The sequence below is a fragment of the Arthrobacter sp. SIMBA_036 genome, assembly GCF_046535135.1.
In the GTDB taxonomy this organism is placed as follows: domain Bacteria; phylum Actinomycetota; class Actinomycetes; order Actinomycetales; family Micrococcaceae; genus Arthrobacter.
Genome location: NZ_JAWRXG010000011.1, coordinates 112,247 through 134,114, shown reverse-complemented (window position 1 = coordinate 134,114; position 21,868 = coordinate 112,247). Strand labels below are relative to the sequence as shown.

Here is a 21,868-nt window from a genome sequence, read left to right as displayed (position 1 = left end):
TTGCCAGTCCAGCCTTTCTTTGCCAGTCCAGGAAGTCACATGATCAGTTCAGAAACCCTCAACGATTACCTTGCCCGGCTCGCTTCCCGACAACCCACCCCTGGAGGTGGCGCCGCAGCAGCACTTCACGCTGCCCAAGGCGCAGCGCTGGTGGCCATGGTGGCCAGGTACACCACGGGCGAAAAGTATGCCCAGCACGAGGAGCTCATCACGCGCATCACCGGCACGGCCGATCATTTGATCACCGAAGCACTGCGCCTTGCCGATGCTGACGAGCAAGCCTTCCAGGGTGTCATTGATTCGTACAAACTCCCGTCAGGAACCGAGGAACTCAAAGCGGCCCGTGCTGCGGGGATCCAAGGCGCCCTCGTCAACGCAGCCCGGACACCTGCGCAGCTGATCCAGCTCGCCGGTGAGGTGGTGGAACTTGCCACTGAGCTCTTCGACGTCGCCAACCCCAACGTCATCAGCGACGTCGCGGCAGCAGCAGACGCCGCCCGGGCAGCCGCCACCACCGCGCGGGTCAACATCGATATCAACCTCGTGGCCATCAAAGATGGCGACGCCCGGTCCCGCTTGGCTGAACAAACCAACGGCCTTGAGGACAAAGTGGTCCTGGCTGCCGATTCGCTGGCCGCGAGGGTCCGCGAAAGGATCCTCGCGTGAACACCACACGCCCGCAGGCCAGGGTGCTCTCCGGCAAGGGACTGGCAGGACTCGTCCAGGAACAGGTCCGGGACAGGATCCGGGCACTCGGAGCGGACGGCGTGCGCCCTGTGCTCGCCGTCGTGGTGGCAACCTCGGATCAGTCAACGCACTGGTACGTCCGCTCCATCGAACGTGCGGCAGAACGTGTTGGGATTGATTGCCGAATCCTCGATCTCGGGCAGGAAGCCACCCAAGAGTCGCTGGTAAGCGTTTTGCGGGATCTCAGCGTAGAGCCTTCCGTCAGTGGCATCATCCTGCAGACTCCCCTGCCGGGCGCCGTCCGGGCCGAGGACTTGGTTGGCCTTATAGCTCCCGAGAAGGACATCGACGGCGCCAATCCGCTCAGCCTGGGCCGCTTGGCTGTGGGCCAGCCTGCCTTCGCTCCCGCTACGGCGCGAGCCGTTGTTGAACTGCTGGACCACTACGAGGTCCCGGTCGCGGGTAAGAACGTGGCCGTCGTCGGGCGTTCAGCCGTAGTGGGCAAGCCGCTGTCCTTGCTGCTCCTTGAAAAGGACGCCACTGTGACCATCTGCCATTCCAAATCGGGTGACCTGGCGCGCTATACGCGGGCTGCCGACGTCGTGGTCGTCGCCGCGGGGCGGACCGGACTTTTGACAGGTTCCCATGTCTCGCCCGGTTCAGTAGTGGTCGACGTCGGCACAAACGTCTTGGCGGATGGTTCCCTTGTGGGGGACGTGGATGAAGCCAGCGTAATCGGCGTAGCCGCTGCCCTGTCGCCGGTTCCCGGGGGCGTCGGCTCCGTCACTACAGCCTTGCTGCTGCTGCACACCGCTGAGGCCGCAGGACTGCAAGCACGCATACCGCTGATGGCGGCTTCTTCTGTCCGGAACTGAAGGGATGCACCATATGGCTTCCAAAGCCCCCCGCAACAACATTGACGAGTCGCAGCTGACGGTCACCAAACCCAAGACCAAGGCTGTGGGCATCCCGGCGGTCGCCAACGCCCTGAAGATCTCCTTGGAACAGATGGGGCCGGTACGCAGCGTCCAGACTCTGTTGGCGGTGAACCAGCTCGATGGATTCGACTGTATGGGCTGCGCCTGGCCTGAGCATGAAAAGCGCAACGCCGCGGAGTTTTGTGAGAATGGCGCCAAAGCCGTTGCCGAGGAAGCTACCCGACGCCGGGTCACACCCGCATTTTTCGCCCAACACTCGGTGGCCGAGCTGAAGACGCGCGATGATTACTGGCTGGGCCAGCAAGGCAGGCTGACCCACCCGATGTTCCTCGATGAGGGTGCAACCCACTACGAACCCATCGGGTGGGACCAAGCGTATGACCTGATGGCTGAGGAACTCCGGGCCATGGACCATCCCGACCAGGCCGTCTTCTACACCTCCGGGCGCACCTCCAACGAGGCAGCGTTCGTCTACCAACTTCTGGTGCGGGGGCTCGGAACCAACAACCTTCCTGACTGCTCAAACATGTGCCACGAATCCTCGGGGTCCGCTCTGGTGGAAACCATCGGCATCGGCAAAGGCTCGGTGAGCCTCACGGACTTGGAAACAGCGTCACTGATTTTCGTTGCCGGCCAAAATCCGGGTACCAACCACCCCCGCATGCTCAGCGCCTTGGAGAAAGCCAAGAAAAACGGCGCAGTCATTGTCTCGGTGAATCCTTTGCCGGAGGCGGGCCTCCTGCATTTTGAAAACCCACAGCACCTTGGCGGCATGGTTACGGGCACCCGGTTGACGGACGATTTCCTGCAAATCCGTGCCGGCGGCGACCAAGCCCTCTTCCAGGGCCTGGGCAAGTACCTGCTTGAAGCTGAATCCTCCGGACGTAAGACTCCAGGGCTCCAGACCGTCCTGGACCACGACTTCATCAATAACCACACCGTAGGCATCCAGGACTACCTTCAGTACCTGGAAGAAGTTCAGTGGGACCAGATCGTGGCGGCCACAGGCCTGTCCCTGGAGCAGATCCACGCGACCGGTGAACGGCTGCTCGGATCCAGCTCCACCATTGTGTGCTGGGCCATGGGATTGACCCAGCATAAGCACTCTGTCCCTACCCTTCGCGACGTAGTCAACGTCCTGCTTTTGCAAGGGAACATCGGCAAGCCAGGCGCTGGTGTTTGCCCGGTACGGGGCCATTCCAATGTCCAAGGTGACCGCACTATGGGCATCTTCGAGAAAATGCCGGAGAAGTTCCATGACCGGTTGGATCACGAGTTCGAATTCCTCTCTCCCCGGGACCACGGCTATGACACTGTCGCGGCGATCCGGGCCATGCGGGACGGCAAGGTCCGGTTCTTCATGGGGATGGGTGGAAACTTCGTTCGCGCCGCCCCCGACTCTGAGGTGACGGAACAAGCTCTGGCGAACACGCGGCTGAGCGTCCAGATCTCCACCAAGCTGAACCACTCGCACCTGGCAACGGGGCAGCGCGCACTGATTCTGCCTACTTTGGGCCGCACCGAGAAAGACACCCAGGTGACAGGCGACCAACGCGTCACTGTGGAGGACTCCATGAGTGCAGTGCACGCGTCCCGGGGACGCCTCAAACCCGCAAGCGAACACCTGCACTCGGAAGTGGCTATCGTGTGCAATCTCGCCCACAGGATCTTCACAGATGGCCGCGTACGACTGCCCAACGCCCCCAAGGCGGCGTGGCTGTCCATGCGGGACGACTATTCCCTGATCCGCAAACACATCGAAGCAGTGTTTGACGGCTTCGAGAACTTCGAAGAACGCATTCAGCACCCCGGCGGCTTCGTACTTCCGCACCCGCCACGCGATGCGCGGAAGTTCGATACTGCCTCGGGAAAAGCCCACTTCACGGGAAATCAGTTGGAATACATCAAGGTCCCGTCGGGCCGGTTAGTACTGCAAACCCTGCGCTCCCACGACCAGTACAACACCACCATCTACGGCAAGGACGACAGGTACCGCGGGATCCACGGTGGACGCCGGGTAGTCCTTATCAATGCCGACGACGTTTCGGAGCTGGGTTTCGCTGACGGCGACATGGTCCATCTCATCTCCGAATTCCAGGGAACCGAGCGCAGGGCAGAAGACTTCCGGATCGTCACATACTCCACACCCAAGGGCTGCGCAGCTGCGTACTACCCGGAAACCAACGTCCTGGTACCCCTGGACTCGGTTGCCGACACCAGTGGGACTCCGACATCCAAGTCCGTCATCGTCCGGCTCGAACCTGCGACCCTCAACCGCAAGGACGCTGCCTAAAGCCCAACGTTATCCACCCTCATGTCCGCACCACCAAACACCCTAAGGAGTGTCATGTCAGGAAACAGAGCAGTCGCCTACAAGGAACCCGGTGTCGTCGAAATCATCGATACCGAATACCCCACGTTTGAGCTTAAGGACGGGCCCGGAGTCAACCCGGCCAACGTCGGCAGGAAGGTGCCCCACGGCGCCATCTTGCGCACTGTGACCACCAACATCTGTGGTTCGGACCAGCACATGGTCCGGGGACGCACTACCGCACCCAAGGACCTGGTGCTCGGCCACGAAATCACAGGGGAAGTGATCGAGGTAGGGCCCGACGTCGAATTCATCAAGGTGGGAGACATCGTCTCCGTTCCGTTCAATATCTCCTGTGGCCGCTGCCGGAACTGCAAAGAGCAAAAAACCGGAATCTGCCTCAACGTCAACCCGGACCGTCCAGGCAGCGCTTACGGCTACGTGGACATGGGAGGCTGGGTGGGCGGACAAGCCGAGTACGTCCTGGTCCCTTACGCGGACTGGAACCTGCTTCGCTTTCCGGACCGGGACCAGGCCTTGGAAAAGATCATGGACCTGACCATGCTCTCGGACATCTTCCCGACCGGCTTCCACGGCGCAGTCACGGCCGGAGTCGGCGTGGGGTCCACCGTGTACGTTGCAGGTGCCGGACCTGTTGGCATCGCCGCTGCCGTCGGCGCCCAACTGCTGGGTGCCGCCGTCGTGATTGTGGGCGACATGAACGAAGACCGCCTGGCCCAAGCCCGCTCCTTTGGTTGCGAGACCGTCAACGTGTCCAAGGGCGATCCCAAAGACCAGATCGAACAACTCCTTGGAGTGCCTGAAGTGGACTGCGGCGTTGATGCTGTGGGCTTTGAAGCACGCGGACACGGCAAGGATGCCTCCCACGAAGCGCCGGCCACCGTGCTGAACTCCCTCATGGACATCACCGCAGCCGGCGGCTCCTTGGGCATCCCCGGCCTGTACGTCACGGGCGACCCGGGCGGAATCGACGAGGCCGCCAAGCACGGCTCCCTCTCCCTCTCGCTGGGTACGGGGTGGGCGAAGTCGCTGTCGTTTACCACCGGACAATGCCCCGTCATGAAGTACAACCGCCAGCTGATGATGGCGATCCTCCATGACAAGGTCCAGATCGCCAAGGCCGTCAATGCCAAGGCCATCCCGCTCGAAGACGCTCCCCGGGGCTACGCAGAGTTCGACGCCGGAGCGGCAACAAAGTTCGTGCTGAACCCCAACGGTTACGTCAAGGCTTAGCGCGCAACAGCGGATACCGGGCCGGCACGGCAAGCACGACGGGAAGGCCCTGTCGGGCCGGTATCCGCACTTCCCAGCTCCACCACACCAATGAAGTGGGGCATCATGCCCCTTCGTTTGCCGTTGTGACAACTTATTGAGCCGGTGGTCAAGTGTGAAAGGGTCCGTGGAGAACTCGGTCTAGGATGAGGAAAAGACGAGGGAGCAGGTGGGCGTCGCTTTTAGCCGGGTGCCCACCAGGACAACGACACGAGGCATCATGGCCGCACGCAACAACCCGGACATCGACAACGACGCCGACGCCGACGCCCACGGTGGTGGCGTCCAGTCAGTGGACCGCGCCCTCCAAATCCTGGAAATCCTGGCCCGGGAGGGCGATGCCGGCGTGAGTGAGATCGCCGAGGAAATGGGCGTGCACAAGTCCACTGCGTCAAGACTGGTTGGCTCCCTGGTAAACCGGGATCTGGTCCGGCAGAACAGCGAAAGAGGCAAGTACCAACTGGGCTTCGGAATCCTGCGCTTGGCATCGTCCATCCCCGGCCGGCTCAGTGTGGTTCACGAGGCGCGGGCCGTATTGGAAGCCCTGGCGGCCGAGTACAAAGAGACTGTCAACCTTGCTGTGCTGCGGTCCAACTACGCCGTGAACGTGGACCAGGCCATGGGACCCTCCACCCTTGCCACGTACGACTGGGTGGGCAGTTTAACGCCCCTGCATGCCACCTCCAGCGGCAAGGTGCTGCTGGCTGCCTTGACGACCGATGAAAGAAGCCAGGTCTTCAAAGCCGTGGGTCTGCCTGCCCGGACACCCCGTACCGTAACCAATCGGGGGGAACTGGAAAAGGAGTTGCTGGAAGTTGCCAAAAACGGTTTTGCGATAGTTCATGGCGAGTTTGAAATTGGTCTCACGGCCGTCGCAGCTCCCATCTTCAACCACGCAGGCACGGTTATCGCGGCAATAAGCATTTCCGGTCCAGCCTTTCGCTTCGTGCCTGAAGACCATCCGGGGCTCATAGACGGCCTCCGGGAGGCCGGGCTGACCATTAGCGCCAAGATGGGCTACCGCCCCAGGTAGGGGCCCCAGGTAACGACTGCCGTCACGTAACGAGCAAAAAAACCTTGACAACCCAATGTGGTCCAGCGCACTCTGTTGCATAGAGTGCAGTGCGTTGATCACTGCGGAACAGCGGCTGTGTGGGCTATTGCCTATCCCGCTGCAGCGTCCCCCCGGCAAAATAGAGGCCACCAAACCTACCCCGAGAGGGCCACAATGTCTATGCACAGAAGCCTGACCAGCTCCCCGGCAGGCGAAAGCAGTGCCTTAGCAAGGTCCGCCGCTCCCAAGCATGCGGACAAACCAAACCCACTGCGTCGTCTCCTCAAAGTTTCCGACATCAACATCGTCAACCGGCCGATGCTCAAGAAAGCCCTCGGGGGGACGATCGTGGGCAACACCATGGAATGGTACGACGTCGGGGTGTTCGGCTACCTGATCACCACCATGGGCCCGGTCTTCCTTCCGGAAGCTGACAAGTCGGTGCAGACGCTCTTCCTGCTGGGCACGTTTGCTGCAACCTTCGTTGCCCGGCCGCTGGGTGGCGTCGTCTTCGGTTGGCTCGGCGATAAGGTGGGCCGCCAGAAGGTTCTCGCAGCAACACTGATGCTGATGGCGGCTAGTACTTTCGTCGTCGGGCTCCTGCCGGGGTACGCCCAAATTGGTATATGGTCGGCGGCACTACTTGTGGTGCTGAAGCTCATCCAAGGCTTTTCCACCGGCGGTGAATACGCAGGTGCTACCACCTTCGTTTGCGAATACGCACCGGATAAGCGGCGTGGCTTCTTCGCGAGCTTCCTGGATATGGGCTCATACCTCGGCTTCGCGCTGGGAGCAGCGGTAGTGTCCGTGCTCCAACTGACCCTGGGGCAGGGAGCCATGGAGGAATGGGGCTGGCGTTTGCCCTTCCTGATCGCTGGACCGCTCGGGGCGATTGCTGTCTACTTCCGGAACAAAATCGAGGAGTCGCCGCAGTTCCAGGCAACCCTGGATGCCCAAGCAGCCGTAACCGCCGACGCAAGTGCCACGGACAACGCCGTCGCCAAGGGCCCCTTGGCGACTCTCAAGGCCTACTGGCGCCATATCGTCCTGGCTATGATCCTTGCCGCTGCTGCCAACACGGTGGGTTATGCACTGACGTCCTACATGCCGACGTACCTGACCGATTCCAAAGGCTACGATGCCGTCCACGGGACCCTTCTGACCATTCCGGTGCTTGTGGTGATGTCCCTCTGCATTCCCTTGACCGGCAAGCTGTCCGACCGCATCGGCCGCAGGCCGGTCCTCTGGATCGGTGCCGGCAGTACCATCCTCTTCGCCGTCCCGGCATTCCTCTTGATTGGTCTGGGGGACACCTGGTCTACCTTGGGTGGTCTGGCACTGGTCGCCTTCCCCGTGACCTTTTACGTGGCCAACCTCGCTTCGGCGCTCCCTGCGCTCTTCCCCACCGCGGGCCGCTACAGCTGCATGGGTATTGCCTATAACTTCTCCGTGGCGATCTTCGGCGGGACAACACCCTTCATTGTGCAGGGACTTATCAATGCAACCCGCGATGATATGGCACCGGCCTATCATTTGATCGGCACCTCGGTGATAGGCGCAATCGCGATCTACTTCCTGCCCGAGTCTGCCCGCCGTGCGCTCCCTGGCTCCATGCCAAGCGTGGACACCATTGATGAGGCACGGGAGCTGGTGGCCGCCCAGAAAGAGACGCTCTGACCACATCGGCTGGTGCATCGAGGGGCTGGGAATGAGTGTTCACCCACAGTTAACGAAGCGCTGTGGCGCCCGTCCTAGTTCAGCGTCGGAGGTGTCTGTTCTACTTGAAACATGACTACTTTGACTGATATTGCAGTTGCTGGCATCGAGGACCAGCCGAACAACGACAACAACACCAACAACGCACTCATGATCGCACTGGACGTGGACGGCACTTTGGTCGATCACGACGGGCACATGTCACCGGAGGTCCGCTCCGCCGCCCAAGCCGTGGTCGCCAGCGGGCACGACGTCATGATCGCCACAGGCCGCTCACTCAACGCGACCCTGCCGATCATTGAACAAATCGGACTCGAACGTGGCTACGCAGTGTGCTGCAACGGCGGCGTGACGCTCCGCCTCGATCCGACGCTCGAGGCCGGATACGAGATCATCCATAAAGCCACGTTTGACCCCGCCCCTGCCTTGAAGGCTCTGCGGGAGCGGCTGCCCAACGCCAAGTATGCGCTGGAGGACGAAGACGGAGTCTTCCTCTCCACCGAACGTTTCCAGGACGCAAGTTTCGGAGTGGAGTCCATCGGCGTCGATTTCCAGACCATGCTGGACTCCACCGCAGTCCGTGTGGTGGTCTTCAGCAGCGACAACACCTCGGACGAATTCAATGAAGCCATCCGGCACATCGGGCTGTCCGGCGTGACCTACTCGGTGGGTTGGACGGCGTGGCTGGACATCGCAGCCGAGGGCGTCACCAAAGCCAGCGCTTTGGAGGCCTTGCGCCGGAAGCTAGGGACGGATCCGGCCAACACGGTAGCCGTGGGTGATGGCCGGAACGACATCGAGATGCTCACGTGGGCGGCCCGTGGTGTGGCCATGGGCCAAGCCGCTGATGAAGTCATCGCCGCTGCGGATGAGGTCACTGCGTCAGTGCTCGACGACGGCGCCGCCTTGGTTTTGCGCGGCCTCCTGTAACTGCCGCTCGCCCCAGCAGGACCAGCCAGCCCCAGCGGGACCAGCCGGCCCCAGCTAAAGGACGGGCAGGACCTCAAGGCCGCCGAGGTAGTTCTGGAGCGCCTTGGGGACGTTGACCGAACCATCAGGGTTCTGGTGGTGCTCGAGGATAGCCACGATCCAACGAGTGGTGGCCAAGGTGCCATTGAGCGTAGCCACCGCCCGGGTTCCCTTGGCAACACCTTCATCATTGATCACGCGTTCGCGGATGTTAAGGCGGCGTGCCTGGAAGGTAGTGCAGTTGGATGTCGAGGTGAGCTCGCGGTAGGCGTTCTGCGTGGGGACCCAGGCTTCGCAGTCGAACTTCCGGGCCGCGGACATTCCCAGGTCGCCCGCGGCCGTGTCGATGACGCGGTAGGGCAGCTCGCACTTGGCCAGCATTTCCTCTTCCCAAGCCAGCAGGCGTTCGTGTTCGGCGGCGGCTTCCTCAACGGTGGTGTAGATGAACATTTCCACCTTGTTGAATTGGTGTACCCGGATGATTCCACGGGTGTCCTTGCCGTGCGAACCGGCCTCGCGGCGGTAGCAGGAGCTTTGGCCCGCATAGCGGATTGGTCCGGCGGAAAGGTCCAGGATCTCGTCGGCGTGGTAACCCGCGAGGGCAACCTCCGAGGTTCCCACAAGATAAAGGTCGTCCTCAGCGAGACGGTAGATCTCGGCGTCGTGCTTTACATCGAAACCGGTACCCTGCATGGTCTCGGGGCGCACCAAAGTGGGGGTGATCATCGGCACGAAGCCAGCCTCGATGGCCTGGTCCATGGCCATCTGCAGCAGCGCCATTTCCAGACGTGCACCAACCCCGCGTAGGAAGTAGAAGCGCGAGCCGGAAACCTTGGCGCCCCGTTCCATGTCGATGGCACCGATGAGTTCACCGATCTCCAGGTGGTCCTTGGGCTCGAAATCCGTGAATTCGCGAGGGCTACCGACCGTCTTGACCACTACGTAGTCATCCTCGCCGCCCTCAGGCACCCCATCCACGATGAGGTTTGGGACAACGCGCAGGAGTTCATCCTGCTTGGCCTGCGCGGCATCGGCCTCCACCGAGGCTGCCTTCACCGAGTTGGCCAGTTCCTTGACCTCTGCCAGCAGGGCTTGCTTCTCCTCACCCTTGGCCTTCGCGACCTTCTTGCCGTAGACGTTTTGCTCGGCGCGGAGGCTTTCGTAGCGGATCAAGGCCGCCCGGCGATCGGAGTCGGCAGAGATGATCGCGTCCACCACGGACTCGTCGGCGCCGCGGGCACGCTGGCTGGCACGGAACTTGTCCGGGTTTTCGCTGAGGTCTTTTACGTCGATCACCAGATAAGAGTATCGAATCGCTCGCGCATCTCCGGCCCATTGGCTTAACCGGTCGCCAACCCGCGGCACCGCTTGCCCCGGCAAAAGGCAGGCGTGCAGGGCGATAGTGTTGGAGCACCATGAGCGACTGGATCCTGTACGTGATTCTCGCTGGGGGCGTGGCCTTTGCCGTCTCCAGTTGGTGGGGCGTGCGCCGATTGCGGGCCCGCCATGTCAGGAGCGCCGTACGGGAGGACTCCCACAAGCCCAACCCTGGGGGCCAACGGGTGGCCGTGATTCTGAACCCGGTCAAGAACAACGCCCACCTTGCCCGGCACTCGATTACCGAGGCATGCGACTTGGCTGGCTGGGACCCACCCCGCTTTTTCGAAACCACCCTTGAGGACCCCGGCTACGGACAGTCCCGCCAGGCACTGGCGTTCGGGGCCGACGTCGTCGTGGCGTGCGGTGGCGACGGAACAGTCCGCGTAGTGGCCGAGTCGCTGGCGCATAAGAACGTGGCCATGGGCTTGGTGCCGGTAGGCACCGGAAACTTGTTGGCCCGCAACCTTGACCTGGATGTCACCGATCTTTCAGGCTGCATCCAAACCGCTTTGTTCGGGCATCAACGGTTCATCGACACCGCGACCATGGGTATCAGCAACAACATCACCGGCAAATCCTCCAGCCACACCTTCTTGGTCATCGCGGGTATGGGCTTGGACGCCGAAGTGCTGGGCGACACCAAAGAGGACCTCAAAAAGTCCGTGGGCTGGCTGGCTTACACCGAGGCCGGCGTCCGCCACCTCCCCGGCCGGCGCAAGCGGGTCACCATCACCATGGATGACGAAACTGAGCAGTCACGGAAGATCCGCAGCGTCCTGTTTGCCAATTGCGGACTGATCCCGGGCGGGATCGACTTCATCCCCCAGGCAATGATCGACGACGGCATGCTGGACATCGTGGTCATGAGCCCGCGCAGTGCGTTCGGATGGCTCGCCATGTACGCCAAAATTCTGTTCAAACACAACGCCAACCTGCCCATGATGAGCTTCTACCGTTCCGGCAAAGTCACCATCCGAAGCCAGGAACCCATGGCCACCCAGCTCGACGGCGATCCCTCAGGCGAGGCCACGGAGGTCACCGTTCAGGTAGAACCGGGGTCACTGCTGGTGCGGGTGCCGAGGGCCGCGACCGCCTAGCCGCGGTCCCCACTAACGAAGCCGCAGGTCAGATGGCGCCAATGTCCGGCTGCGCCGCGTTTTCGTCGGCTTGCTCCGCCGCTGCCTTGGCCGCCGCGCGGGCCTCGGACTGCTCCTTGATCATGGCCTGTTCTTCTTCGAAACGCAGGCGATCCGCCCGGTCCGCCTCGTCCCCGTCCCAGTCATCCGCGTTGCTGTCACTGGAGGGCTTGGGGTTGACGATCATGCCTTGGCCGTCTTTGTCGTCGCTGTGTACAGACATGACCGCTCCTTTCATCGAAATTCATCCATCGTTTATGGATCAAGCAAGCATACGCACACTTGTACCCCCGCGAAAGAGCTTCAAACTCCCGTTGTGGACAACGTTTTGGAGCCGCTATTCGCCGTGCAGAATCGCCTCGACCCACGCGTGCGCTGAAGCAAAAGCAGCATCGGAAGTATGCGGGGCAACCTCCGCGATGTCCTTGTCCACCCGGGGGTAGGAGCCCAGGAAACGGGTTGCCGGGCTGATCCTGTGGAGGGCGGCCAAGGCATCGGCCACGCGCGCGTCCGCGACATGGCCGTCCGCGTCGATGCTGAAGAAATAGTGCCCAAGGTACTGTCCCGTGGGGCGTGATTCGATGCGGCTCAAGTTCACTCCCCGCGAGGCGAACTGGTCCAGGATGTCCATGAGGGCACCGGGGCGGTCCTGCGGCAGTGGAACCACCACCGTTGTCTTGTCCGCTCCGGTTCGCTCCGGAAGGACGTCGGGGCGGCCAACCAGGATAAACCGGGTGACGGCGTCGAAATTGTCCCCAATGTTCTCCGCGAGGACCGTCAGCCCTGGCTGTTCAGCGGCGACCAGCGGCGCACAGATGGCCGCGTCATAGGGCGCATCGGCGGCAAGCAGGCCCATCGCGGCCGCCGCCGTCGAGGACCCCGGGACGTAATCCACGTCCGGAAGGTGCGCATCCAGCCAACGCCTGCACTGCGCCCACGCGTGGCCGTGCGTCGAGATGCGTTTGACGTCGGAAAGTTCGACGCCGGGCCTTGCCACCAGCACGAACGTGATGGGAACCAATGCCTCGCGAATAATCCGGAGTTCCGTGCCCGTGGCAATCGCGTCCAACGTGGCCGTCACACCGCCCTCAACAGAGTTTTCGATGGGAACCATGGCCGCGTCCGCTTGGCCCGACCGCACCAGGTCCAGCGCCGCATTGACGTTGGTGCAGGGAATCCTGGTCGCCTCAGCGGCACCCGGCACCTGGAGGAGGGCCGCCTCCGTGAAGGTCCCTTCCGGGCCAAGGAAAGCGTAGGTGGCTGGCGACATTCAATAGTCCTTATGGGTTATATACCTGAAGTGGCCTGAAATTAGAGGACCACGGGCTTGAGGCCGTTATCCGAGACCATCGGCTTGCCTGCCTCGAACCACATATCCATGCCACCGGCGACGTTGACGGCGGAGTAGCCGAGCCCCACAAGCCATTGCACAGCGCGGAACGAGCGGCCACCGGTGCGGCAAATCACGAAGAGATCGTCATCCGGATCCAACTCGTCCAAGCGCGCGGGCAGCTGGTCCAGGGGAATGTGGCGGGCGCCCTCGGCATGTCCTGCCACCCATTCGTAGTCCTCCCGGACATCCAGTATGCTCGCCTCGGCAGGAATACCGCCGACAGGCACCGTCTCAAAGTCGCTCACAGTCATCCCTCCCGTTGAATCAGGTCAGCATCCAGCCTACTGCTTGGGTGACCCGGCCCTGATGGCGCTCCCGGCATTTGCTTCGCTGCTGCAGGACGCCAAGACTCGGAACGCCAAGACTTGCACCCAAGCTCACGAGCCCCGTTAGGAGTACCCATGGCCGCCGGGCAACCCGAGGGGGAGATTTCACGGCTGACTGCCGTGGAGCTGCGTGGGGCCCTGATGTCAGGAGCGCTCTCCAGCCGGGAGGTGACAGCCCACTTCCTCTCCACCATCGAGGCGAAGAACAAGCAGCTGGGCGCCTTTATCACCGTCACCGCCGAACAAGCCATGGATGATGCCCGCGCCGCTGACAACCTTCATGCCAAACACGCCCGTGGGCATAACGTGGAGCAGCTGCCCATGCTGCACGGCATGCCGATCGCTTTCAAGGACCTCACCGACGTTGCCGGAGTCCCCACCACACACGGCAGCTCGGCCCTTGAGCATAAGCGTGCCCCCGAGGACGGCGCGTTGGCAGCGGCCTTGAAAGCGCACGGTGCCCTTTCGCTGGGCAAGACGCAGGTGCCGGAATTCGGGCTGACCGCCTACAGCGAAAACCGGGTGGCACCGCCGTCGCGCAATCCGCATTCCTTGGGGCGGAGCTCCGGTGGCTCCTCGGGCGGCAGCGCTGCCGCGGTGGCCGCGGGCCTCGTCCCGTTCGCTCCGGGAACCGACGGCGGCGGCTCCATCCGCATTCCCGCCGGTGCTTGCGGCCTCGTCGGGCTGAAACCAGGGCGGGGTGTAGTGCCGTCCGGAAGCAGTTCGGGAGACGCCGCCAGACTGGTGGTTGCGGGGCCGCTGGCGCGCACCGCCGAGGACGCTGCATTGCTCATGGATGCGCTGGTTCCGCGGGACCAAGCCCCCGACGGCGGATATCTCGCCAACGTGGGGCGGGCGCCGGGACCATTGCGCATAGGCCTGAGCCTGGACAGTCCTTGGGCCGGCCTCTACCCGTTCGACATCGAGCAGGACGCCATGGACGCCCTTGCCAAGGGGACGGAGTTGCTCTGCGCCGCCGGGCATGCGGTGAGTGAGGCTCAAATCCGCTATGACAACCGGTATCCGGACGCCTTCACCGCAGCGTGGACTGCCGGTGTCGGCAGCGCCCGGATAGCACCTCAACGCGAGGCGCTGCTGACACCGCTGACCCGCACTTTCCGGCGTCGCGCGCAACAACGCAGCGCGTCCAAGGTCAACGAGGCACTAAGCCTCCTGCGGCAGTTTGAGCATGACACGATTTCGCAGTATTCACAGTGGGATGTCATAGCTACCCCGACGTTGGCACAGACGCCGCGCCCGATCGGCTGGTTCACCGGTGGTGGCCATAGCGGTGAATCATGGCCGCACGAGTGGGCCGGTGACGCTGACGAGGACTACAAACGGCAATGCGAGTATGCCCCCTGGTCTTCCATGGTGAACGTGTGCGGTTTGCCTGCCATCAGCGTACCCGTGCACGTGACAGCTGATGGGTTGCCCATGGGGATCCAGCTGATCGGCAGAACTGGCTCTGAGCTGCAGCTTCTCCAGTTGGCGGCCGTTCTGGGGACGTCGGGGGCCCACTGAGCGCCTGAGCCTAAACACACGTCTAACATGTGGAAAGTGCTTGCCCCAAGCATTCATCGATGTGACAATGCCCGCAGTCGATGCCAGCATTGAAGAAATGAGCACACGTCTAACCACGGCCACGTCCGCGGAGCCATCGAGCGATACGTCATTCTTCGGCCACCCAAAGATGCTGGCCAGCCTCTTCTCCGTGGAAATGTGGGAGCGCTTCTCCTTCTACGGCATGCAGGGAATCCTGCTCTATTACATGTACTTCACCGCCGAGCAAGGCGGCCTGTCCATCGACAAGGGTCTCGCGGCCGGATTGGTCGGTGCATACGGCGGGGGCGTCTACCTCTCCACCATCCTTGGCGCGTGGTTGGCCGATAGGCTCTTCGGTTCCGAGAAGGTCCTTTTCGGCGCGGCGATCATGATCATGTGCGGCCACATCGCTTTGGCCCTCATTCCGGGCATTCCGGGCCTGGTGGCCGGCCTGGTGCTGGTCGGCATCGGCTCGGGTGGGCTGAAAGCCAACGCGACGGCGCTGGTGGGCAGCCTGTACGGCGAGAAGGATGAGCGCCGCGATGCAGGTTTCTCCATCTTCTACATGGGCATCAACATCGGCGGGCTCATTGGCCCGCTGGTGACCGGCTGGCTGCAGGCAAGCTACGGTTTCCACCTCGGCTTCGGCGCCGCGGCCGTGGGCATGGCCATCGGCTTGGTCATCTACTCGTTGGGACGCAAGCGCCTCCCTGCCGAAGCGCACCGCGTCCCCAACCCGCTCCCCGCCGCTGACCGCACCAAGTATGGCCTGATCTTCCTTGGCATCCTGATCGTCATCGGCGTGCTGCTCGGTACAGGCGTGGTCAACGCCAACAACCTCGCACGGAGCATGGCCTACGCCGCCATTGGGGCCTCAGTCATCTACCTGGTCCTGATCTTCCGCAGCCCCTTGGTCAACGCCGTGGAGCGCAAGCGCGTGCTGGCCTTCATTCCGCTGTATGTGGCTTCTGCCGCGTTTTGGGCCCTGTTCCAGCAGCAGTTCACGTTCATTGCCGTGTATTCGGAGGAGAAGCTGGACCGGAACCTGTTCGGTTGGGAGATGCCGGCGGCCTGGGTCCAGTCCATCAACCCTGTCTTCATCATCATTTTTGCCGGCGTGATGGCAGCCTTGTGGACAAAGTTGGGTTCACGGCAACCGAGTTCCCCGCTGAAGTTCTCGGCCGGCCTGCTCATTATGGGCCTGGCATTCCTGGCCTTTATCCCGCTGGCCGGCGACGGCAAGACACCCCTGCTTGCGCTGGTTGGGATCCTGTTCCTCTTCACCTTGGCCGAGCTCTTCCTCTCCCCCATCGGATTGTCCGTGAGCACCAAGCTCGCCCCGGCGGCGTTCCACACCCAGATGGTGGCGCTGTTCTTCCTTTCGGTCTCGCTCGGGACCACGCTGGCGGGCATTCTCGCGGGCCTCTACAACCCCAAGGATGAGCTCCCGTACTTCCTCGGAATCGGTGGCGTGGCCGTGGTCCTGGCTATCGCTTTGGCCGCTGCTTCGCCGGCGATCAAAAAGCTCATGGGCGGGGTCCGGTAGTTCCTGCCGCCAACCGCGGACAGCACTTTTAACGACGACGGCGGCCCTCGTGGCCGGTGGGAATCCCACCGGAGGCGAGGGCCGCCGTCGTCCGTTTTGTTGAGTTATTGGTTAGTAGTTGTACCGGCTGGTCGACGAGGCGATTGCGGCGAAGAAGACGATGCCGAGGATCACCGTCAGCGCCAGCCCGAGGTAGCCCATCACCAGGCCCGCTATCGCCATGCCCCTGCCGGCCGGCTCGCGCTTGAGCGCCAAGTGGCCAAGGACGACGGCGGCGATCTGCGGCAGGATGAAGAATCCGAAGCCAACAAAGATGGCGATGCCGCAGCACATGCTGGCAATGCTCAACACCTTAGGCTGTGAAGGCATGCCGTAGTACGACGGCTGGCCGTACGGACTTGCCTGGCTCACCTCGCCATAAGGGGTGTTTTGGCCATATTGGTTTGGCTGTCCATACGGGCTGTTCTGTCCGAACGGCTGCTGGTACGGGCTGGGCGGCTGGCCGTACGGGGACGGTGGCTGCTGGCTGTAATCGCCGGGCGTGTAGGTGCCTTGGCCAGCAGGCTGCTGGGGCTGGGAGTGGGGCGCTTGGTTGAACTGCGGTCCGGTTGCCCCCTGTTCCGTTGCGCCGTGGCCCGTTGCGCCTTGTTCCGGGGCGCCGGGCTGGGCCGGCGGAACATAGCGCGGCGGCTGGTTACCCTCGGGTTTGTCTTCGTTGCCTTTGAACGGTTGGTCTGACATGAGTGTCCCCCTGTTGTGGTCTTTGTTGCCAACACTACCGCCGCGTGGTCCCGCGCATAAGACGACGGGCGATCTGGCCGCGTCACGCTTGTCCAGAATGCGTAAATAAATGCATATGCATGGAATATCCAGTGGCCGGGACCGGTTGTACTTACCGGCGACTTAAGCAGCGCCCACTACGAGAATTAGCGGGACCCGTCCCGCGGAGGAGAAATCATGGCTAACTTCCAAGGAAAAACCGCACTCGTGACCGGCGGAGGCTCCGGCCTCGGGGAAGCCATCAGCAAGGACCTCGCGAAGAACGGCGTCAACGTCGTCGTCGTCGACCTGAACCTCGACGCCGCAACGCGCGTTGCCGATGAGATCAAGGCCGACGGCGGTACCGCGGTTCCATTCCAGGGCAACACAGCCGTTGCCGATGACAGTAAGCGTGCCGTCGACTTCGCCGTCGAGACCTACGGCGGCCTCAACTACGCCGTCAACAATGCCGGCATCGGCGGCGCCAACGCTCCTGTTGGCGAACTCGACATCGCCGACTGGGACAGGGTTATCGCCATCAATTTGAGTGGCGTCCTTTATGGCATGCGCTACCAAATCCCTGCCATCCTTGACGCAGGCGCCTCCGAAGGCGCCATCGTGAACATGGCCTCCATTCACGGCACCGTTGCTGCTCCCGGAAACGCCGCGTACACAGCTGCCAAGCACGGCGTGGTTGGCATGACCAAGAACGCCGCGGCCGAATACGGCGCGCAGGGCCTCCGCATCAACGCTGTAGGCCCCGGCTACATTGACACCCCCTTGCTGGCGAGCGCGCCCAAGGAGGTCGTTTCCGGCCTCGAGGCCAAGCACCCGCTGGGCCGCCTGGGACGCCCGGAGGAAGTTGCCAACCTCACCACGTTCCTGCTCTCGGACAAAGCCAGCTTCATGACCGGCTCCTACGTGTTGGTCGACGGCGGCTACACGGCTGTCTAGCCTGACCGGAACCTCGCCCTGTGGCCGCAATTATGCGTCACAGGGCGCGTTTCAGGGTCATTTCCTGTATGCGGGCGTGATGGTCTGGCATGCTGGACCCCATGGCTAGCCGAGCGGGCACAGTTGCCCTTCCCCAGGACCTTGTTGACATCACAGCCCTGCTGGACGCGTACTTCGACGTTGCTCCGGACTTGGACGATCCCGCGCAGCGTGTGGCATTTGGAACCTCGGGCCACCGTGGATCCAGCTTGAAGTCCTCGTTCAATGAGGCCCATATCCTCGCCATTACTCAGGCGATCGTTGAGTATCGTGGGCGCCAGGGCATTACGGGACCACTCTTCATTGGCCGCGATACGCACGCCCTTAGCGAGCCGGCCCAGAACTCCGCCTTGGAAGTGCTGGCGGCCAACGGTGTGAACGTGCTCGTTGATGCCCGGCACGCCTACACGCCCACGCCAGCACTGAGCCACGCGATCCTCAAGTACAACCGCGAAGCCGCACCCGGCAGCCCCCAGGCCGACGGCATTGTGGTCACCCCCAGCCACAACCCGCCCGGCGACGGAGGTTTCAAGTACAACCCTCCGCACGGCGGCCCGGCAGACACTGACGCCACGGGCTGGATTGCCGATCGCGCCAACCAGCTACTCGAGAACGGGCTTCGCGGCGTCAAGCGCATGCCCCTAAATGATGCTTTGGCAGCGGAGACGACCGGGAAGTTCGACTTCCTCAGCAGCTACGTTGACGATCTGCCTTCCGTGCTGAACCTCAACGCCATTCGCAACGCCGGTGTCCGCATCGGCGCCGACCCCATGGGCGGCGCTTCGGTGGACTACTGGGGCGAGATCGGCGAGCGCCACCAGCTCAACCTGACGGTTGTGAACCCCACCGTCGATCCCCAGTGGGCGTTCATGACACTCGACTGGGACGAGAAAATCCGCATGGACTGCTCGTCGCCGTCGGCCATGGCGTCCCTGATCCAGCGCATGACGCCCGGCGCCGACGGTACGGCGCCCTATGACATCGCGACAGGTAACGACGCCGACGCCGACCGGCACGGCATCGTCACGCCTCTTGTTGATGGAGTGGGCGGGCTCATGAACCCGAACCACTACCTCGCCGTCGCCATCGATTACCTGTACCGGAACCGCAGCGGTTGGAACCCGGAATCAGTAGTGGGCAAGACGTTGGTTTCGTCCTCGATCATCGACCGCGTTGCAGGCGGCTTGGGCCGGAAACTGGTTGAGGTTCCGGTTGGCTTCAAGTGGTTCGTCCCCGGTCTGCTCTCCGGTGAAGGCGCATTCGGCGGCGAGGAATCGGCCGGCGCATCCTTCAACAAGCTGGACGGCTCTGTGTGGACCACGGACAAGGACGGCATCTTGCTGGCCCTGCTGGCCTCGGAGATCACCGCAGTCACCGGCTCGTCTCCATCCCAGTTGTACAAGGGGCTCACGGATAAGTTCGGTGCACCCGTTTACGCCCGGATCGACGCCGCCGCCACCCGGGAGCAGAAATCCAAGCTGGGCAAGCTCTCGGCATCGGATGTATCCGCCACGTCGCTGGCTGGCGAGGAAATCACAGCCAAGCTCACTGAGGCCCCTGGCAACGGCGCGTCAATTGGCGGCCTGAAGGTTGTCACCGAAAATGCCTGGTTCGCAGCCCGCCCCTCCGGCACCGAGGACGTGTACAAGATTTACGCCGAGTCCTTCAAGGGCGCCGAGCACCTCGCCCAGGTCCAGCAGGAGGCCAAGGCGCTGGTGGATGGGGTTATTGCTTAGCAACGCCGTCCAGCAGCGCCCGTAGGACTTGCTCGAGGGGTTCGGCAAGCTCCGCTGCCGACGCGGTGGTGAGCGGTTGCACCTCCGTGGACGTGCGAAGCATCACGAGTCCAAGCATCGTGGCGATCGCCATTTGGGCACGGAGAAGCAGCGGTTGCGAGGCGGGATCGTCCGCACTCCATCCTGCCGCCTCGGCGAGCTTCTCCGTGTAAGCCTCCAAGGTCTTGCGGCGGATCGCATCAGCGCTCTCATCGCCGGACGAGCGCAGCAGGAGCAGGAGCTGCAGCGGGTCGTCCGGGTTGGGGGCTTCTGCAACGTGGCTGATGAGCCTGGCAATGACCTCGTCGACGCCGGCAGGCCGGGTCCGCGGATCCAACTCATCAAAGGTGCGGTTCATGCAGGCCTCAAAGAGGCCCTCTTTCGAGCCAAAGTAGCGGCTGATCAGGGCTACGTTGACACCGACGTCCGCTGCGATGTGCCGCACCGTGGTGGCCCGGTAACCCTCGGTGGCAAACCGTCGTCGAGCAGCACGCACCAGCGCCCTGCGCGTTATGTCCGCGTCCCGCCCTGAACGGACAAGTTCTTCATCCAGTGAGGCGGCCGGGGGCAGCGTTGGCTCGTTTGTCACTCCCCTACTGTAGCCGCGGCTGGCACTAGTAAACGTGTGTTGACTTGGTTGCCATCAGGCTCGCCCCGCAATGACTTCCAAACAGGCCTGGTCTCCGGGACCCCCTTCGCAGTCGGTGCTGTTGCAAAGTTCTTCTGGGCTCGTCATGACGACCGCTCAGGTGAGCGCCTCTGGCATGTGGTCGGACCACTCGCTCGTGCGGGGGTCAACACCATCGGCGCCACTTCCGGCCTCGTCGGACCATACCTGACCGGATGGCTGCTTGATGCGACGGGATCCTCCCAGATCGCTATGTTGATCGTTGGCCTCCTGCTCTTGCTGGGAGCGCTCCTGCTGATCTTCGTCTTCAAGAACATGGCCAAGACTCCGGAGATGAAAGGCACCACCCTCGGATAGTTGCACGGCAGCCAAGGGGCGGTGAAGCATTAGCATCATCGCCCTTTTCTTCACATCTAACCTCGACAGAGAACTCGCATGAAAGTCACTCCTACCCTCGCCGTTACAGGTGCCACAGGCGTGCTCGGCGCCTTTGTCGCCCATTACTCGGCCGAGCGCGGGATCGCCCAGCGGTTGCTCGTCCGCACCCCAGCGAAAGCACCGTCCTTATCCGAAAGCACAATCCACCGGTTCAGCTACTCAGACCAGGACGCCGCGATTACGGCATTGCGCGGCGTTGAAACCCTTTTTATGGTTTCCGCGCACGAAAGCCCGGAACGCCTGGACCAGCACCGCACCTTCGTTGACGCCGCCGCGTCTGCGGGTGTCAAGCACGTCTTTTACACATCCTTCGCAGCCGCAGCCCCGGACGCCACCTTTACCCTCGCACGGGACCACTACGTCACCGAGGAATACATCAAAGCCTCAGGAATGAAATGGACGTTCCTTCGTGACGGCTTTTACCTGGACTTCATGGAAGCCCTGGTCGGCGAAGACGGCGTTATCCGCGGCCCGGCAAAGGACGGACGCGCCTCCTTTGTCGCCCGCGCCGACGTGGCCCGCACAGCAGCTGCAATCCTTGCAAACCCCGGGGACCATGCCGCCCAAACATACAACCTCACCGGCCCTGAAGCCCTCACGCTGGATGAGGTGGCCGCCACCATCAGCCGCATCCGCGGCCGCCACATCACCTTCCACAACGAAACCCTCGATGAGGCCTACGGCTCCCGTGCCGGCTACGGGGCACCGGACTGGCAACTCGAAGCCTGGGTCAGCACCTACACAGCTATCGCCAGCAACATCATGGCCCCCGTCAGCCAAGACATCGAAACCATCACCGGTAACGCACCGATGAACCTCGAGGAGTACCTCACCACAAATCCGCGCTAGGCGCAGCAGCAGCTGGACGCGCAAACCGGCATTCCCCACTCCGAACGCCCAGATCCCCAATCCCGCCCGCAGTAGTAAACGTGTGTTGACTTAGCGTGATGACACATCATATCCTCTAAGTAATCAATCGTT

General features: G+C 62.6%; 20 protein-coding genes. 14 read left to right on the top strand and 6 right to left on the bottom strand.

What is annotated here, in order from left to right; genetic code table 11:
- The first annotated feature begins 39 nt into the window (after positions 1-39).
- From SB659_RS15630 to SB659_RS15600, 7 genes are all read left to right on the top strand, one after another.
- A complete protein-coding gene (locus SB659_RS15630; protein ID WP_410550998.1) occupies positions 40-666 on the top strand; it encodes a cyclodeaminase/cyclohydrolase family protein in 627 nt (208 codons plus the stop codon).
- Complete coding sequence (locus tag SB659_RS15625; protein WP_410550997.1) at positions 663-1,562, top strand: bifunctional 5,10-methylenetetrahydrofolate dehydrogenase/5,10-methenyltetrahydrofolate cyclohydrolase; 900 nt, start codon at positions 663-665, stop codon at positions 1,560-1,562. Before SB659_RS15630 ends, SB659_RS15625 begins: the two co-directional genes overlap by 4 nt.
- Before the next feature lie 13 nt (positions 1,563-1,575).
- Positions 1,576-3,918, top strand: coding sequence for an FdhF/YdeP family oxidoreductase (locus SB659_RS15620; protein ID WP_410550996.1), 2,343 nt, complete (start codon positions 1,576-1,578; stop codon positions 3,916-3,918).
- A gap of 54 nt (positions 3,919-3,972) precedes the next feature.
- Complete coding sequence (gene fdhA / locus SB659_RS15615; protein ID WP_284979840.1) at positions 3,973-5,190, top strand: formaldehyde dehydrogenase, glutathione-independent; 1,218 nt, start codon at positions 3,973-3,975, stop codon at positions 5,188-5,190.
- Positions 5,191-5,449: 259 nt separating this feature from the next.
- Positions 5,450-6,262: an IclR family transcriptional regulator gene (locus SB659_RS15610; protein ID WP_284979841.1), complete on the top strand. Its 813-nt coding sequence runs from the start codon at positions 5,450-5,452 to the stop codon at positions 6,260-6,262.
- 195 nt (positions 6,263-6,457) lie between these two features.
- Positions 6,458-7,960 carry an MFS transporter gene (locus SB659_RS15605; RefSeq protein ID WP_410550995.1) on the top strand — a complete coding sequence of 501 codons (1,503 nt, stop codon included), beginning with the start codon at positions 6,458-6,460 and terminating at the stop codon, positions 7,958-7,960.
- Between the two features lie 111 nt (positions 7,961-8,071).
- Positions 8,072-8,929, top strand: a complete 858-nt coding sequence (locus SB659_RS15600) for an HAD family hydrolase (RefSeq protein ID WP_410550994.1) — start codon at positions 8,072-8,074, stop codon at positions 8,927-8,929.
- Between the two features lie 54 nt (positions 8,930-8,983).
- Here the strand turns inward: SB659_RS15600 and serS are convergent, their stop codons facing one another.
- Entirely contained in the window at positions 8,984-10,264 is a 1,281-nt protein-coding gene (serS, locus tag SB659_RS15595) for a serine--tRNA ligase (RefSeq protein ID WP_410550993.1), read from the bottom strand.
- Positions 10,265-10,383: 119 nt separating this feature from the next.
- On the opposite strand from serS, the gene SB659_RS15590 reads away from it, so the two are divergent.
- Positions 10,384-11,445: a diacylglycerol/lipid kinase family protein gene (locus SB659_RS15590; RefSeq protein ID WP_410550992.1), complete on the top strand. Its 1,062-nt coding sequence runs from the start codon at positions 10,384-10,386 to the stop codon at positions 11,443-11,445.
- A 28-nt stretch (positions 11,446-11,473) separates the two neighbouring features.
- Here SB659_RS15590 and SB659_RS15585 read toward each other — a convergent pair whose 3' ends face one another.
- The 3 genes from SB659_RS15585 to SB659_RS15575 form a co-directional block, all read right to left on the bottom strand.
- Positions 11,474-11,707 (bottom strand): hypothetical protein, encoded by a 234-nt coding sequence (locus SB659_RS15585; protein WP_410550991.1) that lies wholly within the window; start codon positions 11,705-11,707, stop codon positions 11,474-11,476.
- A 114-nt stretch (positions 11,708-11,821) separates the two neighbouring features.
- Positions 11,822-12,754: a prephenate dehydratase gene (pheA, locus tag SB659_RS15580; RefSeq protein WP_410550990.1), complete on the bottom strand. Its 933-nt coding sequence runs from the start codon at positions 12,752-12,754 to the stop codon at positions 11,822-11,824.
- Between the two features lie 41 nt (positions 12,755-12,795).
- On the bottom strand, positions 12,796-13,122 hold the full coding sequence (locus tag SB659_RS15575) for a rhodanese-like domain-containing protein (protein ID WP_284976865.1): 327 nt from the start codon (positions 13,120-13,122) through the stop codon (positions 12,796-12,798).
- A 156-nt stretch (positions 13,123-13,278) separates the two neighbouring features.
- Between SB659_RS15575 and SB659_RS15570 the strand changes: the two genes are divergently transcribed.
- Complete coding sequence (locus tag SB659_RS15570; RefSeq protein ID WP_410550989.1) at positions 13,279-14,727, top strand: amidase; 1,449 nt, start codon at positions 13,279-13,281, stop codon at positions 14,725-14,727.
- Positions 14,728-14,794: 67 nt separating this feature from the next.
- A complete protein-coding gene (locus SB659_RS15565) occupies positions 14,795-16,294 on the top strand; it encodes a peptide MFS transporter (RefSeq protein ID WP_410551022.1) in 1,500 nt (499 codons plus the stop codon).
- A gap of 111 nt (positions 16,295-16,405) precedes the next feature.
- On the opposite strand, the gene SB659_RS15560 is transcribed toward SB659_RS15565, so the two are convergent.
- A complete protein-coding gene (locus SB659_RS15560; protein ID WP_410550988.1) occupies positions 16,406-17,035 on the bottom strand; it encodes a DUF4190 domain-containing protein in 630 nt (209 codons plus the stop codon).
- A gap of 216 nt (positions 17,036-17,251) precedes the next feature.
- Here SB659_RS15560 and SB659_RS15555 point away from each other — a divergent pair, with 216 nt between their 5' ends.
- Both SB659_RS15555 and pgm read left to right on the top strand, forming a co-directional pair.
- Positions 17,252-18,007, top strand: coding sequence for an SDR family NAD(P)-dependent oxidoreductase (locus tag SB659_RS15555; RefSeq protein WP_410550987.1), 756 nt, complete (start codon positions 17,252-17,254; stop codon positions 18,005-18,007).
- A 101-nt stretch (positions 18,008-18,108) separates the two neighbouring features.
- Positions 18,109-19,782, top strand: a complete 1,674-nt coding sequence (gene pgm / locus SB659_RS15550; RefSeq protein ID WP_410550986.1) for a phosphoglucomutase (alpha-D-glucose-1,6-bisphosphate-dependent) — start codon at positions 18,109-18,111, stop codon at positions 19,780-19,782.
- On the opposite strand, the gene SB659_RS15545 is transcribed toward pgm, so the two are convergent.
- Positions 19,772-20,410 (bottom strand): TetR family transcriptional regulator, encoded by a 639-nt coding sequence (locus SB659_RS15545; RefSeq protein WP_410550985.1) that lies wholly within the window; start codon positions 20,408-20,410, stop codon positions 19,772-19,774. The two genes, pgm and SB659_RS15545, sit on opposite strands and share 11 nt — an antisense overlap.
- Before the next feature lie 39 nt (positions 20,411-20,449).
- Between SB659_RS15545 and SB659_RS15540 the strand changes: the two genes are divergently transcribed.
- The gene (locus SB659_RS15540; RefSeq protein ID WP_410550984.1) at positions 20,450-20,806 is read left to right on the top strand and encodes an LPXTG cell wall anchor domain-containing protein; all 357 of its coding nucleotides are present in this window, start codon (positions 20,450-20,452) and stop codon (positions 20,804-20,806) included.
- 78 nt (positions 20,807-20,884) lie between these two features.
- Positions 20,885-21,736, top strand: coding sequence for an SDR family oxidoreductase (locus SB659_RS15535; RefSeq protein WP_410550983.1), 852 nt, complete (start codon positions 20,885-20,887; stop codon positions 21,734-21,736).
- The last annotated feature ends 132 nt before the right edge of the window (positions 21,737-21,868 follow it).

Excerpts from the sequence above, each read along its gene's own strand:
- SB659_RS15630 (WP_410550998.1), top strand. The coding sequence starts at position 40 with ATGATCAGTTCAGAAACCCTCAACGATTACCTTGCCCGGCTCGCTTCC.
- SB659_RS15590 (WP_410550992.1), top strand. The coding sequence starts at position 10,384 with ATGAGCGACTGGATCCTGTACGTGATTCTCGCTGGGGGCGTGGCCTTT.
- SB659_RS15535 (WP_410550983.1), top strand. The coding sequence starts at position 20,885 with ATGAAAGTCACTCCTACCCTCGCCGTTACAGGTGCCACAGGCGTGCTC.
- fdhA (WP_284979840.1), top strand. The coding sequence starts at position 3,973 with ATGTCAGGAAACAGAGCAGTCGCCTACAAGGAACCCGGTGTCGTCGAA.
- pgm (WP_410550986.1), top strand. The coding sequence starts at position 18,109 with ATGGCTAGCCGAGCGGGCACAGTTGCCCTTCCCCAGGACCTTGTTGAC.
- pheA (WP_410550990.1), bottom strand. The coding sequence starts at position 12,754 with ATGTCGCCAGCCACCTACGCTTTCCTTGGCCCGGAAGGGACCTTCACG.
- SB659_RS15605 (WP_410550995.1), top strand. The coding sequence starts at position 6,458 with ATGTCTATGCACAGAAGCCTGACCAGCTCCCCGGCAGGCGAAAGCAGT.
- SB659_RS15585 (WP_410550991.1), bottom strand. The coding sequence starts at position 11,707 with ATGTCTGTACACAGCGACGACAAAGACGGCCAAGGCATGATCGTCAAC.
- SB659_RS15560 (WP_410550988.1), bottom strand. The coding sequence starts at position 17,035 with ATGTCAGACCAACCGTTCAAAGGCAACGAAGACAAACCCGAGGGTAAC.
- SB659_RS15610 (WP_284979841.1), top strand. The coding sequence starts at position 5,450 with ATGGCCGCACGCAACAACCCGGACATCGACAACGACGCCGACGCCGAC.
- SB659_RS15600 (WP_410550994.1), top strand. The coding sequence starts at position 8,072 with ATGACTACTTTGACTGATATTGCAGTTGCTGGCATCGAGGACCAGCCG.
- SB659_RS15555 (WP_410550987.1), top strand. The coding sequence starts at position 17,252 with ATGGCTAACTTCCAAGGAAAAACCGCACTCGTGACCGGCGGAGGCTCC.
- SB659_RS15565 (WP_410551022.1), top strand. The coding sequence starts at position 14,795 with ATGCCCGCAGTCGATGCCAGCATTGAAGAAATGAGCACACGTCTAACC.
- SB659_RS15570 (WP_410550989.1), top strand. The coding sequence starts at position 13,279 with ATGGCCGCCGGGCAACCCGAGGGGGAGATTTCACGGCTGACTGCCGTG.
- SB659_RS15620 (WP_410550996.1), top strand. The coding sequence starts at position 1,576 with ATGGCTTCCAAAGCCCCCCGCAACAACATTGACGAGTCGCAGCTGACG.